This window comes from Kosakonia sp. CCTCC M2018092, assembly GCF_003864115.1.
In the GTDB taxonomy this organism is placed as follows: Bacteria; Pseudomonadota; Gammaproteobacteria; order Enterobacterales; family Enterobacteriaceae; genus Kosakonia; species Kosakonia cowanii.
On the sequence record NZ_CP034225.1, the window covers coordinates 3,840,581 to 3,855,422 of the forward strand.

9 protein-coding genes are annotated in these 14,842 nt (G+C 60.2%); 1 reads left to right on the forward strand and 8 read right to left on the reverse strand.

What is annotated here, in order from left to right:
* Nucleotides 1–25: 25 nt before the first annotated feature.
* Nucleotides 26–370: an iron-sulfur cluster insertion protein ErpA gene (gene erpA, locus EH164_RS18270; RefSeq protein WP_023480429.1), complete on the reverse strand. Its 345-nt coding sequence runs from the start codon at nucleotides 368–370 to the stop codon at nucleotides 26–28.
* A gap of 81 nt (nucleotides 371–451) precedes the next feature.
* Nucleotides 452–1,858, reverse strand: a complete 1,407-nt coding sequence (gene clcA, locus EH164_RS18275) for a H(+)/Cl(-) exchange transporter ClcA (protein ID WP_124971568.1) — start codon at nucleotides 1,856–1,858, stop codon at nucleotides 452–454.
* A gap of 168 nt (nucleotides 1,859–2,026) precedes the next feature.
* Here clcA and hemL point away from each other — a divergent pair, with 168 nt between their 5' ends.
* Nucleotides 2,027–3,307, forward strand: a complete 1,281-nt coding sequence (gene hemL / locus EH164_RS18280) for a glutamate-1-semialdehyde 2,1-aminomutase (protein WP_124969714.1) — start codon at nucleotides 2,027–2,029, stop codon at nucleotides 3,305–3,307.
* Between the two features lie 227 nt (nucleotides 3,308–3,534).
* Here hemL and fhuB read toward each other — a convergent pair whose 3' ends face one another.
* The 6 genes from fhuB to hrpB form a co-directional block, all read right to left on the reverse strand.
* Nucleotides 3,535–5,517 (reverse strand): Fe(3+)-hydroxamate ABC transporter permease FhuB, encoded by a 1,983-nt coding sequence (fhuB, locus tag EH164_RS18285; RefSeq protein ID WP_124969717.1) that lies wholly within the window; start codon nucleotides 5,515–5,517, stop codon nucleotides 3,535–3,537.
* Nucleotides 5,514–6,404, reverse strand: coding sequence for a Fe(3+)-hydroxamate ABC transporter substrate-binding protein FhuD (gene fhuD, locus EH164_RS18290; protein WP_124969720.1), 891 nt, complete (start codon nucleotides 6,402–6,404; stop codon nucleotides 5,514–5,516). Before fhuD ends, fhuB begins: the two co-directional genes overlap by 4 nt.
* Entirely contained in the window at nucleotides 6,404–7,201 is a 798-nt protein-coding gene (fhuC, locus tag EH164_RS18295) for a Fe3+-hydroxamate ABC transporter ATP-binding protein FhuC (protein ID WP_023480201.1), read from the reverse strand. The genes fhuD and fhuC overlap by 1 nt, the downstream gene beginning before the upstream one ends.
* A gap of 49 nt (nucleotides 7,202–7,250) precedes the next feature.
* Nucleotides 7,251–9,500: a ferrichrome porin FhuA gene (fhuA, locus tag EH164_RS18300; protein WP_124969723.1), complete on the reverse strand. Its 2,250-nt coding sequence runs from the start codon at nucleotides 9,498–9,500 to the stop codon at nucleotides 7,251–7,253.
* Nucleotides 9,501–9,751: 251 nt separating this feature from the next.
* The gene (gene mrcB, locus EH164_RS18305) at nucleotides 9,752–12,274 is read right to left on the reverse strand and encodes a bifunctional glycosyl transferase/transpeptidase (RefSeq protein ID WP_023480502.1); all 2,523 of its coding nucleotides are present in this window, start codon (nucleotides 12,272–12,274) and stop codon (nucleotides 9,752–9,754) included.
* 117 nt (nucleotides 12,275–12,391) lie between these two features.
* A complete protein-coding gene (gene hrpB, locus EH164_RS18310; RefSeq protein ID WP_124969726.1) occupies nucleotides 12,392–14,821 on the reverse strand; it encodes an ATP-dependent helicase HrpB in 2,430 nt (809 codons plus the stop codon).
* Nucleotides 14,822–14,842 lie beyond the last annotated feature (21 nt).

Consider the following 14,842-nt stretch of genomic DNA (forward strand, 5'->3'; position numbering starts at 1 on the left):
CGGTGTTACCCGGCATTTCACATAATCAGATGCTGAACGACGAACCGCAGCCGCAGGTGCTGGTCGCGTTCGGGTTAGTCACCACGAAGCGGGAACCTTCCAGACCTTCGGTGTAATCCACCGAACCGCCCACCAGGTATTGCAGGCTCATCGGGTCAACCACCAGGCCAACGCCCTGCTTCTCAATGGTCATATCGCCGTCGTTAATCTGATCGTCAAAGGTAAAACCGTACTGGAAGCCGCTGCAACCACCACCGGTGATGTAGACACGCAGTTTCAGATTTGGGTTCTCTTCGTCCGCGATCAGGCTTTTTACTTTATTGGCTGCTGCGTCGGTAAACTGCAGCGGCAGCGCTACGTCATCACTCATGTCTTGCTCCCGTTAATACGTCGACCTGGGCAAATATTGACCCGATCATGGCGGCTATTATCCATTAGGGTAGTCAATCGTTCAAGTATTCTCCCGCGGCAGCGCACGCTCAGCGGCGGCCTCCTGCCTGGCAAGTGTTCGTGCCAGGATGGCGGAATAGAGCGGTTTACCGCCCAAAAACTGGGCTAACAGTGTCGCACCAAGGCAGGTAATGATCATTGGCAAAATAAGCTGATAATTGTCAGTCATTTCCAAAACTAGCACGATTCCGGTCAAAGGCGCGCGCAGCGAAGCGGCAAGTAACGCGCCCATTCCGGCAACGGCAAAGGTCGCCGCATCGAGTTGGTAATGGGGAAAAATCGCCATGCTCGCCGAGCCGAAGGCCATGCCGAGCACCGTGCCTAACGACAGCATCGGCGCAAAAATCCCGCCCGGCGCGCCGGAGCTAAAGCAGAGCAGCGTCATCGCCACGCGGATCAGAAAAATAAACAGCAGCGCGCTAACGCCATAATTCCCGGCAGACGCGATGGGGATCAGCGCAAAACCGCCGCCGGAGAGCGCGGGCGCCATCAGGCCGAGTACGCCGCAGGTTCCACCAATCAGGCCACCTATCAGCACCCATTTTCCGGTCTTCCCGCCATGCAGACGCTGAAACAGATCCTGGGTACGCAGCACCAGCGTGTTAAACAGCGGGCCGATACAACCAAACACCATCCCCAACAGCAGATAGAGCCACAGGGTGTTAACCGGCGCGTTACTCAATTTACCGACATCAATCACCGCCGCTTCGCCGTTGAACAGGCGAAAGACGATGCTCGACATGATCACGCCGGTAAAGACAGCCTTGATGGAGATAAGGTTGTAGTGAAACTGCGAGCGCATCTCCTCAATGATAAAGAGAATGCCCGCCAGCGGCGCGTTAAAGGCCGCAGAGAGCCCCGCCGCCGCGCCGGTCGCCAGCAGAGTGTGGCGCGCTTCGCCGCTGCGCAGACGGAAGAGATCGCACACCATTCGCCCGACGTTGCCACCAATCTGCACCGTTGGCCCTTCGCGCCCCAGCACCATGCCAGCGCCCAGCGTGCCCATGCCGCCGAAAAACTTCACCGGCAGCACGCGCCACCAGCGCACCGGGCGTAGATCCTCCAGTGCGCCTTCGATCTCCGGAATACCGGAGCCGCCCGCTTCCGGCGCGAAGCGGCGCACCAAAAAGTAGCCAATCATCGCCAGCAGCGCCGAGGCGATAAAGGCCAGCGGCCAGACGACAGCGCTGTTCGCCACCTGCGCCAGCGCACCAATGCGCAGATTGATCACCGCGTTAACCGCTTTTTCAAAGGCGACGCCAACCAGCCCGGTAAGCGTTCCCGCTACGGCCGCCACCACGAGGATCGCCAGCGGCGTTTTATCACGTTGCAGCATGCGGCGCAGAATATCTCTGCGTCGGCGTCGTTCAACCTGCTGCTGTTCAAATGAGGGAGTGTTTTCTGACATCGGCTCTGATACGTCATACAAAAGGAGTATTGTAGCCACCCGTTGCCGCCGCGTCGCGGGCAAAATCCCTGCAAAATATGTCCTTCTTCCCGGCAAAACTTTCATCCGCTTCCGGTAATCACATAGAATGAGCGGCAACGATTTTTTCCAGCAACCAGGAATGAAAGCATGAGTAAGTCTGAAAACCTCTTTAATACAGCGCGACAGCTTATCCCTGGCGGGGTCAATTCACCGGTACGCGCCTTCACCGGCGTTGGCGGTACGCCGCTGTTTATCGAGCGGGCTGACGGAGCTTATCTGTACGATGCCGACGGCAAAGCCTATATCGACTACGTCGGCTCCTGGGGACCGATGGTGCTGGGCCACAACCACCCGGCGATCCGCAATGCGGTGATTGAAGCGGCCAGCCGCGGGCTGAGCTTCGGCGCGCCGACCGAGATGGAAGTGAAAATGGCGGAGCTGGTGACCGAACTGGTTCCGACCATGGATATGGTGCGTATGGTCAACTCCGGCACCGAAGCGACAATGAGCGCCATCCGCCTTGCGCGCGGTTTTACCCATCGCGACAAAATCATCAAATTCGAGGGCTGCTACCACGGTCACGCCGACTGCCTGCTGGTGAAAGCGGGCTCCGGCGCGTTGACCCTCGGTCAGCCGAACTCACCCGGTGTACCGGCGGATTTCGCTAAACACACCCTCACCTGCACCTATAACGATCTCGACTCGGTGCGCGCGGCGTTCGAGCAGTATCCGCAGGATATCGCCTGTATCATCGTTGAGCCGGTCGCAGGCAACATGAACTGCGTACCGCCGCTGCCGGAGTTCCTGCCGGGCCTGCGTGCGCTGTGCGACGAGTTTGGCGCGCTGCTGATTATCGATGAAGTGATGACCGGTTTCCGCGTCGCGCTGGCGGGCGCACAGGCTTACTACGATGTGGTGCCGGATCTGACCTGCCTTGGCAAAATCATCGGCGGTGGGATGCCGGTAGGCGCCTTCGGCGGTCGCCGCGACGTGATGGAAGCGCTGGCACCGACCGGGCCGGTCTACCAGGCGGGCACGCTGTCCGGTAACCCGATTGCGATGGCCGCGGGCTTCGCCTGTCTGAACGAAGTAGCGCAGCCGGGCATTCACTCGACCCTGACCGATCTGACAACTCGCCTGGCGGAAGGTTTGCTGAACGCCGCGCAGGAAGCGGGCATTGGGCTGGTGGTGAACCATGTCGGCGGGATGTTTGGTCTCTTCTTTACCGACGCGCAGAGCGTGACGAGCTATCAGGATGTGGTGAAGTGCGACATTGAGCGCTTTAAACGCTTCTTCCACCTGATGCTGGAGGAAGGGGTTTACCTGGCACCGTCCGCGTTTGAAGCGGGCTTTATGTCCGTTGCCCACAGCGTTGAAGATATCGATAACACCATCGACGCCGCGAAGCGCGCCTTCGCGAAGCTGTAATGCCCTGCTGATATCGGGGAAATGCCGGATGGCGCTGCGCTTATCCGGCCTACAAAACCACCGTGATGCCATCGGGCAATGCCGGATGGCGCTGACGCTTATCCGGCCTACAAAACCACCGTGATGCCATCGGGAAATGCCGGTTGGCGCTGACGCTTATCCGGCCTACAAAATCTGGTTCTCAGCCTTCGTAGGCCCGGTAAGCGCTAGCGCCACCGGGCATTTTTTTAGCGGCTCTGCTTCCTCAGCAGATAGATAAAGTACGGCGCGCCAATAAAGGTTGAGAGCAGCCCCGCCGGGATCTGGAACGGAAACAGCACCATCCGCCCGCACCAGTCGGCAAACACCAGCAACACGCCCCCTACCAGCGCCGAAATGACCATATGCGGCATCGTGCGGCGAAAGCCCATCATCCGCGCGATATGCGGTGCCATCAGCCCGACAAAGCTGAGCGGCCCGATGGTCATCGTCGCAGCCGCCGTCAGCGCGGCCGCTAGCATCAGCAGCACGACACGCGACGAGGTCAATGCCATCCCTACCGAGCGCGCACTCTCCCCGCCGAGCGGCAGGATCATCAGCCAGCGGCGGCACAGCGGGGTTAACGCCAGCAGCACTCCCATCACCACCGCGCTGCGCACCACCAATTCACCAGAAGCGTTATAGGTACTGCCGGAGATCCAGGTCAGGATCGTCGCCATGCGCGGATCGCCGCTCGCCTGTAACATCATCAACAGCATGGTAAAGGCGGTACTGAGCGCCATCCCCGCCAGCAGCATGCGGTGCGGCGAAAAGCCGCCGCGCCCGGCGGCGAGCATAATGATCAATAGCGTTGCCGCCGCGCCAAGGCTCCCGGCGGGCAGCAGCCAGCCAAAGGCGTTGCCCGGCACAAAGAAGAGCATCAACACCACGCCAAACGCTGCGCCGGAGCTGATACCCAGCACTTCCGGGCTGGCCATCGGATTACCGGTCAGGCGCTGGATAATGCACCCGGCCACCGCCAGCATCATCCCGGCGGTCAGCGCGGCGATAATGCGCGGCCAGCGCCAGGGCAGCAGTTGATCCAGCAGCGTACCGCTGGCCCACTGCCAGCCGTGCGCGTCGCGGCCAAAACTGAGCGCCGCCCACATCGCCAGCAGCAGTAACAGCAGGCCACCCAGCGCAAACCACATCACATGCCCGCGCTCGGGGCGAACCTTATCCCCACCATCCATTGCCGGGGCGCTCATACTGCGCAGGCGCGGCAGCAGCCACAGCAGCAGCGGTGCGCCAATCAGCGCCGTCATCGATCCGGTGGAGACCTCCATCCAGATACGCGTCAGCCAGAGGATCACCTGATCGGAGAGCCAGAGGATCAGCGCGCCAATCAGCGGGGCCAGCATCAGGCGCGTCAGCAGACGCCGCGCGCCAAGCATCTTCGCCAGCAGCGGCGCGAAGAGGCCGATAAAACCAATAATGCCGACGGCGTTAACCAGCAGCGCGCTGAGGGCAATCGCCAGCGTTAACGCCGCCAGCCGCGCCAGCGACAGCGCCAGCCCAAGGTTGCGCGCCACGCCATCATCCAGCCCCATTAAAGTCAGCGGGCGCAGCAGCAGCAGCGTTAACACCGTGCCGCCAAGCAGCTGCGGCCAGAGACGCTGCACCACGCTCCAGTCGGTTTGCGTCAGCGTACCGGTGCTCCACAAAAACATGCTTTGCAGCTGATCGTGGTGAAACAGCGCCAAAAGCTGATTGATCGCCCCGCAGTAGAGGCTCACTACCAGCCCCGCAAGAATCAGGGTCACCGGAGAGAGTCGTTTCCCCCACGCCACGCCAAACACCAGCGCGCCGACGCCGCAGGCACCGAGCAGCGCCGCAAACTGCGAGGCCATCACACCGGGGATCGCCCACAGCGTAGTGATGGTGATCCCGAGCTGGGCACCGGTCGCCACGCCAAGGGTGGTCGGCTCCGCCAGCGGGTTACGCAGCACCTGCTGGAAAAGCACGCCCACCAGCCCAAGCCCGGCGCCGACCAGCAGCGAGATCGCCAGGCGCGGCAGCAGGCTGTAGTGAAACAGCATCTGATCGATACGATCGATATTCGGCGTAAACAGCGCCTGTCCCCACTGGGCGCGCGGCAGCGCAAGGGTGAGGTTGTACCAGGTTAACCCGGCCGCCAGCATAAACAGCACCGCCAGCAGCAGCGCCGATGAGAGGGAGAAGCGACGGATCATGCCCGGCCTCCCAGCGCGTTATCCAGCACGCGGGTGAAATGCATGGCGGAGAGCGTCGCACCGTAGAACCAGACCGCAGGTACGCGCTGAAAACGCCCCTGGCGCACAAACGGCATCGCCTGCCAGAGCGGTGTCGCCATCACTTTTTGCATATCCTGCTCATTGTTGTGATCGAAGCAGATCACATCCGCATCTTTATAGGCGGCAAGCCGGTCGATGCCGACCGCCACGCTGCCCCAGAAGGTCTGCTCGCCCTGCCAGGCGTTACGAATGCCGAAATCATCGAGCACTTCCTGAAACAGGCAGTTGGCACCAAATACCAGCACATGGCGCGGATCGAGCAACGTAATCATCAGCAACGGGCGGTCGCCGCGCCGGGCAAAGCGCGGCTTTGTAGCGCTCATCAGGGCATCGAACTGCGCGAGATGCTGTTTCGCTTGTGGCTCTTTGTTGAGCAACTGCGCCATCTCGTTCAGTGAGCGTCGGGCCATCGCCAGCGGCTTTTTACCGTCGCTGAAGGTAAACCCGCGCCCCGGCGCTATGGTCGCCAGCTTCGCTTCGGAGGGGCCATAACCCGCCGACCAGACCAGCAGCGACGGCTTCATCTGCGTCAGCAGTTCGAGGTTCGGTTCGGTACGCAGGCCAACATCAATGACCGACGCTGGCAGCGACGGTTCGTTGACCCAGGTATTGTAATTTTGCACATCGGCGACGCCGTAGGGCACCACGCCCAGCGCCAGCAGCAGCTCGACCGGCAGCCACTCAAGAGCGATGACGCGCTGCGGATCGACGCTCGCAGCCTTCGCATTTCGCATCTGCCAGAGCAGCGGCGACAGCGCCATTGCCGTCAGTAAACGCCGACGGCTGATTGCAGGTATAGCGGCCATCAGTAGACAAAGCTCACGGGCGCGGCACCGGCCGGGTGCGGCAGGATCCCCATCGGGATACCGTAAATCTGCTCCAGCGTCTCGGCGCGCATTAACGCCTCCGGTGCGCCTTCGGCGATCATCTCACCGCCGCGCAGCGCCACCAGATAGTCACAGTAGCGCGCCGCCATATTGATATCGTGCAGCACGGCAATTACCGTCAAGCCACGCTGTTGGCTTAAGCGGTGCACCAGCGCCAGCACATCGACCTGATGGGCGATATCAAGCGCGGAGGTCGGCTCATCAAGCAGCAGGCAGCGGCTATCCTGTGCCACCAGCATGGCAATCCACGCACGCTGGCGTTCGCCACCGGAGAGGCTATCCACCAGCCGGTGCGCCAGCGGTTTTAAACCGACCAGCGCAATCGCCTCCTCCACTTTCTCGCGGTCAGCCACACCAAAACGCCCCAGCGCCCCGTGCCACGGATACCGCCCAATCGCCACCAGTTCGCGCACGGTCATCCCTTCCGCCTGCGGCAGCTGCTGCGGCAGATAGGCAACTTTGCGGGCGAAGGATTTGCTGCTCCAGCTCTCCAGCGGCTGCCCGTCGAGCAGAATATCGCCCTCAGAGGGCGCCTGATGGCGGCCAAGCATCTTCAGCAGCGTCGATTTACCCGAGCCGTTATGACCAATCAGGCCGGTCACTTTCCCGCTCGGGAAGGTCAACGACAGCGGATGCAGCAGCGTGCGTCCCGGCACGCGAAAGGTGACATCATTCAGTTGAAAGGTGGTATCGGGAAGCGTTTTGTTTTCCTGCATGGTTGCCAACTTGTCAGAGGGCACGGCGAACCGTGCCCGAAGAGAAAGATTAGAAGCGGAAGGTTGCGGTTGCCGTCACCTGACGTTCAGCGCCCCAGAAGCAGCCGTAGCTGTTAAAGCAGCTGGCGACATACTCACGGTCGAACAGGTTATTAACGTGCAGGGCCACATTGGAGCCCGCCATACCGAAGCGCGCCAGATCGTAACGCACCAGCGCATCAACGACGGTGGCGCTACCGACTTTAAACGAGTTCGCCGGATCGCCGAAGCTTGAGCCGGTGAAGCGCGCGCCGGTACCCAGCGTCAGGCCGGAGAGCGTGCCATCATAGAAGGTGTAATCTCCCCACAGCGAAGCCATATGTTTTGGCACCTGCGGCGGAGTGTTACCTTTCTGTTTGGTATCGGTGGTGTATTCCGCTTGCGTATAGGTATAAGAGCCGACCACATTCAGGTTGGCGGAGAGTGCCGCTTTGGCTTCAAGCTCCACGCCGCGCGAACGCACTTTACCGCCTTCGACTGACCAGACCGATCCCGCAGGGTCGGCCATCAGGTTGTTGCTCTTGGTCAGCTGATAGAGCGCGCCGGTCAGCACAATCGGCCGATCGCTCGGGCTGTATTTCACTCCGGCTTCATACTGCTTGCCTTTCGACGGGGCGAAGATCGCGCCATTCGCACCGGAGGTGGACGACGGTTCGAAAGATTCGCTGTAGCTGAAGTAAGGCGTGACGCCATTATCAAACAGGTAGTTAACGCCGCCGCGCCAGCTGAATTGGTTATCATCACGGGTTGTGGTGATGCCAGTCTCGCGGTTAAACGCGCTCTGCTTCGCCCAGTCGTAACGGCCGCCGAGCGTAACCAGCACCTTCTCCCACTGCGCCTGATCCTGCGCATAGAGGCCGGTCTGTTTCTGGCGGTTAAGAATGCGGTAAGCGCCAGACGGGCCAGAGTGGGCAGCGAAATCAAAATCGCCGCGATCGAGGTTATAGATATCCGATGGCGCGACAGATCCCGCATAGCCAAACCACGAGTCGATATCGTTGCGCATACGCATAAAGTCGACGCCGGTCAGCAGCGTATGGTCGACAGATCCGGTGGCAAAGGTGCTTTGCAACTGCGTATCGACCGAGAAGTTCTGCAACTTCTCGTTATCAATCACATACTGGCGCGTCAGGTAGTGGTTCCACTGCGACGGCGCGATGCTGGCACAGGGGCTGTTTTTTGCATCGGCGGTGTAGAGCGGGTCAGAGCACATACCGTAGCCGTAGACGCTGTTTTGCGAGGTTTTGTTCTCGGCGTAGCGCAGGTTCTGGCGCACGGTAAAGGTATCGTCGAAGGCGTGCTCAAAGCTGTAACCGACCATCTTCTGGTTACGGGAGTAAGTGTTGTTCTTCGCACCTTCGTTAAAGCTGGTCGGCAGGCGTTTGCCGTTTGGCAGCGGTTCAACGGTTCCCTCTTTCGGCAACCAGCCGTAATAGCCGGTGTCAGGCTCATTCTGGAAATAGGAGAGGAAGGTGAAGTTGGTTTTATCATCCGGCCGCCAACTAAAGGAGGGCGCGATGGTATAACGCTGCTCTTTTTTCCCGTCCTGCTGCGCATTAGCAGAGCGCGCCAGGCCGGTCAGGCGATAGGAGTAAACACCGTCGTCATCCAGCGCATCGCTGAAATCAAACCCGGTCTGAAAAAGGCTGTTGGTACCGGCTTTAAACTGAATTTCATGCAGCGGCGTGGTGGTCGGGCGCTTGCTGACCATATTCATCAGGCCGCCGGGGCTGCTTTTTCCGTAGAGCACGGAGGTTGGCCCGCGCAGCAACTCAACGCGTTCCAGCATATAGGGCTCGATCACCGCGTCGTTATAGAAGTTGCCCTGCAACTTCAGGCCGTCGAGGTAGTTATTCTGGCTTTGGTTATCAGCGGCAAAACCGCGGATGATCAGCTGATCGTAAGTATTGGAAGCCCCACGTGTGCCCACGCTGACGCCAGGCGTGTAGCTCAGGGCCTCTTTCGCCGATTTCGGCTGATGCAGCGCGATCTCTTCAGCGGTGACGACAGAAATGGACTGCGGCGTTTTTTCCAGCGGCATATCCGTTTTTGTTGCGGTCGCGGTATGTTTCGCCGCGATAGTCGCCGCCGGCCCCCACGCATTCTCTTGCGGCGCGGCGGTGGTGACGGTGATAGTTTCTTCTTTTGAGGTGGTGGCAGCCTGTGCATAAACAGACATGCCGCTAACCGCTGTGGCTACTACGACTGCGAGAGTACGCAGCGTAAAAGTGACTGGCTGAGCAGTTGTTGGACGCGCCATGAGTGTATCTCTGATTCAGTAAGTGAACGTTAACGTAAACGAGAATTATTATTATGACCGCAGAATAATATGCGAAGCGCTCTGTGCATAGCAAGCGCAATGCCGCCCGGCGGGGCTTAAGCGGGAAAAATTAAGCGCTGAAAAAGCAGGATGTTAATTGCATGAAGAAAGGAATTTAACGCGGCGTTATTTGAATGTATCAGAAAGGACAAAATAAAAACCCCGGTCTGCTGAACCGGGGCTTTTTATGGCTAGTTACTGCCGAACATATCTTTAATCCAGCCCGCGACGCCGTCGCTCTTCTGCTCCTGCTGCGGCTGTTGTTGCTGCGGCTGTTGCTGCTGTTGCGGCTGCGTCGACTGATCGAACGGGTTGCCCGTTTGCGGCTGCATCATCTGACTTTGCTGGCACAGCGCGTCCGGATTAGTGGTCCAGACCGGCAGCTGGCGTACGCCACCGCCGCCGCAGATAAAGTTACCCATATCATCAACGCCGATGTTGGTGATGTCCTCCGGCGGCGTCAGATCCAGCGGGATCGGCGACTGATTTTGCAGATAACGCTGGTAAATCGCCATTGCGCCGCTGGCACCATACAGCTTGGTCGGCTGGTTATTATCGCGGCCAACCCAGGTGATGGTCACTTCACGCCCGTCGATACCGGCAAACCAGGTATCAACGTTATTGTTGGTGGTACCGGTTTTCCCCGCCAGGTGCAGGCCCGGATACTTCGCACCAAGCTGGCGACCCGTTCCGCGCTGAACCACCTGCTGCATGGTCCACAGCGTCATGTAGGCCGCCTGAGCAGGCACCACACGTTCCGCCTGCGGGTAGCTCTGATAGAGCACCGTGCCATCTTCAGCAATCACCGAACGCAGCGCGGAGAGTTGCGCGCGGTTACCGCCGCTGGCGATGGTCTGGAAGGCCTGCGCCACTTCAATCGGCGTCAGGTTGAGCGCACCCAGCAGCATTGACGGCATGCCGTTCAGCTGATTTTTCGGCGCGCCAAGTTTCTCCCAGGTGTCCGTTACCGCCGGTAAGCCTACCGCCATGCCGAGGTTAACGGTCGGCACGTTCATCGAGCGCGTCAGCGCATCTACCAGCATCACCTGACCGCTGAAGCGACGATCGTCATTCTGCGGCGACCACACCTGGCCGTTGGAGAGGCGCAGCGAAATCGGCGCATCGGCAATCCAGGTATTCAGGCGATAGGTGTTCGGCTGGCTCAGCGCCGTCAGGTAGGTCGCCGGTTTCGCCAGTGAGCCGATAGAGCGACGCGCCTGCATGGCACGGTTATAACCGGCAAACTGCGGTGTCGCACCGCCCACCATCGCGCGCACTTCACCAGTGTAGCGATCGACTACCACCATCGCGGTTTCCAGATCCGACAGCTTGCGCTGTTTGATCAGCAGCGGAATGCCCTCCACCGCTGCTTTTTCGGCGGCATCCTGCGCCACCGAATCAAAGGTGGTGAAGATCTTCACGCCGGAGAGATCTTTAACTTTATCGCCAAGTTTGCTCTGCAACTCCTGGCGCACCATCTGCATAAAGGCTGGCTGAGGTGAGATTACCCCGCCGCGAGGTTGCACGCCAAGCGGACGGGCACTGAGCATGTCATACAGCTCCTGGTCAATCACGCTCTGCTGTTGCAGCAGGCGCAACACCAGGTTACGGCGCTCAAGGGCCAGTTTCGGGTTACGCCACGGGTTGTAAATCGACGCCCCTTTTACCATCCCGACCAGCAGCGCCTGCTGATCGAGGCTCAGCTCTTCCACCGGACGGCCAAAGTAGTAGAGGCTCGCCAGCGGGAAACCGCGGATTTCGTTATCGCCGCTCTGACCGAGGTAGACCTCGTTCATATAGAGCTCAAGGATGCGATCCTTGCTGTAGCGGGCATCCATGATCAGCGCCATATAGGCTTCGTTGGCTTTACGCCAGTAGGAGCGCTCGCTGCTGAGGAAGAGGTTTTTCACCAGCTGCTGGGTCAGCGTACTTGCCCCCTGCACCGTGCGACCTGCGGTGAGGTTCGCCAGCACAGCACGGCCAATGGAGTAGAAGCTGATGCCGTCATGCTCGTAGAAGTGGCGGTCTTCCGTCGCCAGCAGCGTGTCGACCAGCAGATCCGGGAAACCGTTACGCGCAACGAACAGGCGCTGCTCGCCGTTCGGCGAAGAGAGCATGGTGATCAGGCGCGGATCGAGACGGAAGAAACCGAACTGGCGGTTGCTGTCCATATTCTCAATCGTCTCCAGGCGATCACCGTCAAAAGTCAGACGCGCGCGCACCTGGCCCTCTTTGCTGTCCGGGAAATCAAACGGACGGCGGATCATCTCGATGCTTTTCGCCTGCACGGTGAACTCACCGGGACGCGTCATCTTGGTCACTTCGCGGTACTGCGTCGCCTCCAGCAGCTTGACCATCTCATTTTTGCTGATGGCCATATCCGGCTCGAGGTTGACCATACGGCCATAGACGGCGGCAGGCAGCTGCCACACTTTACCGTCGATACGGGCGCGGATTTTCTGATCCAGATAGACGCCATAAATGGCAAACAGCACTGCGCAAACAATGAAAATTTTCAGCAGCAGCCAGAACCAGCCGCGTTTACCGCGGGGCTTCTTGCCTCTGCCTCTTCCCTTTTTCGGCACTGCGTTTTCCTCTTCATCATCGTATTCGTCATACTCTTCATCACGAACGCGACGACGACTGATTTTCTCTTTTGCCGGGCGCGCAGGTTTCCCCTTGCGTCCAATTGGCTCGCGGTCATTCCCCGCCATGCTTTACTCTCCGCAACGTTCAGGCGCAAGGGCCCGATTCTCAGCTCTTCGGCCCACAGGCAGAAGAAGAACTCTCTCAATTTATACCACTGCTGAATGACGCTATACGCATCAGCACTATGAATACTTTTTCGTTCGCCGCGTCGGCGCGGTGTTCGCTGGATCGTCCGGCCAGACATGTTTGGGGTAGCGCCCCTTCATCTCTTTTTGCACCTCGCGGTAGGTTCCGGCCCAGAACGCGCCTAAATCACGCGTAATTTGCAGCGGCCGCTGGGCAGGCGAAAGCAGCTCCAGCACCAGCGCCACACGCCCCTGCGCAATAGTCGGCGTGGTGGCTTCACCGAACATCTCCTGCATCCGCACCGCCAGCGCAGGCGGGTTATCTTCATGATATCGGATGGCTATCCGGCTTCCGGTCGGCACAGTGTAATGCCCAGGCAGCTCACTATCCAGCCGTTGACGCAACGACCACGGCAGCGCCTGCTGCAACGCCTGCCCCACATCAAGGGTCTGTAAATCGCGCAACGAACGAATGCCGCCCATCTGCGGCAGCAGCCACGCCTCAAGGGTGTCGAGCAGCGAGGCGTCATCAACGGCGGGCCAGTCGAACTCCGGCAGCCACTTCGCGGCGCAGAGTAAGCGTAAACGATACTGCGCCGCTTCGCTTGTCCAGTTCAGCACCCGCAGCCCCTTTTCGCGAATACCGTTTAGCATCGCCTGGTGCAACTCCTCTTCAGAGGGCTTCGCCAGCGGCTGCGCGCTCAGCGTCAGTTGCCCAATTTGCCGACGGCGAAATGCTTTCAGGGTGCCGAGCGTTTCATCCCACTCGACGCTGTCGGACTGGGTAATCAGTTGCGGGCATTGGGCAACAAGCGCGTCGATATCCAGCGGCAGCGCCAGTAATATACGCGCATCCGGCGACTGGCTCCCCTGCAACAGCAATGGCGCGAGCAGCCATTCGTGACGGTTTAGCGCGTCATCGGCATCCAGCGTTGCACCTAAACCGTTCGCCAGCTGGTAGCGCCCCTGCTGGCCGCGTCGGCGCGCAATACGATCGGCAAACGCGCAGGCGAGAAGCGGTGCCAGTGCGCTGATATCCGGCTCGCCGCCGCTGCTCTTCAGCCTGCGTGCCAGCTGGCGCGCGCGCTGCTGCCAGTTCCCCTGCTGGCGCGAGAAGGCGGCGCTCAAATCACTATTACTGCCGCGCGGCGGCTCTTCGAGGATCGCCGCAAGCTTCGCGGCGGTGGCAATCTCATCATCGCCCTGCGCGCTCGAAAGCATCGCCGCCAGACGCGGATCGTTGCCGAGCGCCGCCATTTTCATGCCAAACGGCGTTAAACGCCCCTCTTCCAGCGCGCGCAGTTGCGTCAGCAGCCTGCGCGCCGCCGCCAGGTTAGTCTCAGGCGGCAGATCCAGCCAATTAAGCTGGGCAGCATCCTGGCAGCCCCACTGCAATAACTCCATTAACAGGCCGGAGAGATCGCTATTGACGATCTCCGGGCTGCTCTGCGCCGCCGCACGCTCCGCCTGCTCTTTGGCAATCAGATGCAGGCAGATGCCCGGCTCCAGACGCCCGGCGCGTCCGGCGCGCTGGGTCATCGACGCCACGCTGATGCGCTGGGTAATCAGGCGCGTTAAGCCGCTGCGGGCATCAAAACGGGCAACGCGCTCCTGCGCGCTGTCCACCACCAGCCGGATCCCTTCAATGGTCAGGCTGGTTTCGGCAATATTGGTCGCCAGCACCACTTTTCGCTTGCCGGCGGGCGCAGGCAGAATCGCTTTACGCTGTTCGCTTAACGGCAGCGCGCCATACAGGGGGCAGAGCAGCACATCGCTGCCGACGCGCGACGCCAGTTGCTCCTGCACGCGCTGAATCTCGCCGACGCCTGGCAAAAAGAGCAGCAGCGAACCCGGCTCGTTGCGCAGTAGCTCAGCCGTGGCCTGCGCCACCGCCTCATCAAAACGTTGATGAGCGGGCAGCGACTGGTAGCGCTGTTCAACCGGGAAGGAGCGCCCTTCGGAGACGATCACCGGCGCATCCGGCAACAGCGAGTGTAGACGCTCATTATCCAGCGTCGCGGACATAATCAGGAGTTTCAGATCCTCCCGCAGTCCCTGCTGCACATCAAGCAGCAGCGCCAGCGCAAGATCGGCCTGTAGACTGCGCTCGTGGAACTCGTCGAGGATCACCAGCCCGACGCCATTTAGCTCCGGATCGTTTTGCAGCAAGCGAGTGAGGATCCCTTCGGTGACCACTTCAAGACGGGTATTCGGGCCGATGCAGGTGTCGGCGCGCATGCGGTAACCCACTGTGTCGCCGGGTTGCTCATTAAGAAGCTCCGCCAGCCGCTGCGCAACGTTGCGCGCCGCCAGACGTCGTGGCTCGAGCAGCAAAATTTTCCCTTCAACTATATTCTGTTGCAGCAGTTGCAGCGGCAGCCAGGTCGATTTCCCGGCACCGGTCGGGGCGCTCAGCAGCACCTGGGACGCATTTTTCAGCGCAGAGAGAAGATCGGGCAGAACGGCGGCAACCGGCAGTAAGGACACAAACGCTCCAGGGGTTAACAG

Bases quoted from the DNA above. Each gene is read 5' to 3' on its own strand.
- erpA (WP_023480429.1), bottom strand. From the start codon at position 370: ATGAGTGATGACGTAGCGCTGCCGCTGCAGTTTACCGACGCAGCAGCC.
- clcA (WP_124971568.1), bottom strand. From the start codon at position 1,858: ATGTCAGAAAACACTCCCTCATTTGAACAGCAGCAGGTTGAACGACGC.
- hemL (WP_124969714.1), top strand. From the start codon at position 2,027: ATGAGTAAGTCTGAAAACCTCTTTAATACAGCGCGACAGCTTATCCCT.
- fhuB (WP_124969717.1), bottom strand. From the start codon at position 5,517: ATGATCCGTCGCTTCTCCCTCTCATCGGCGCTGCTGCTGGCGGTGCTG.
- fhuD (WP_124969720.1), bottom strand. From the start codon at position 6,404: ATGGCCGCTATACCTGCAATCAGCCGTCGGCGTTTACTGACGGCAATG.
- fhuC (WP_023480201.1), bottom strand. From the start codon at position 7,201: ATGCAGGAAAACAAAACGCTTCCCGATACCACCTTTCAACTGAATGAT.
- fhuA (WP_124969723.1), bottom strand. From the start codon at position 9,500: ATGGCGCGTCCAACAACTGCTCAGCCAGTCACTTTTACGCTGCGTACT.
- mrcB (WP_023480502.1), bottom strand. From the start codon at position 12,274: ATGGCGGGGAATGACCGCGAGCCAATTGGACGCAAGGGGAAACCTGCG.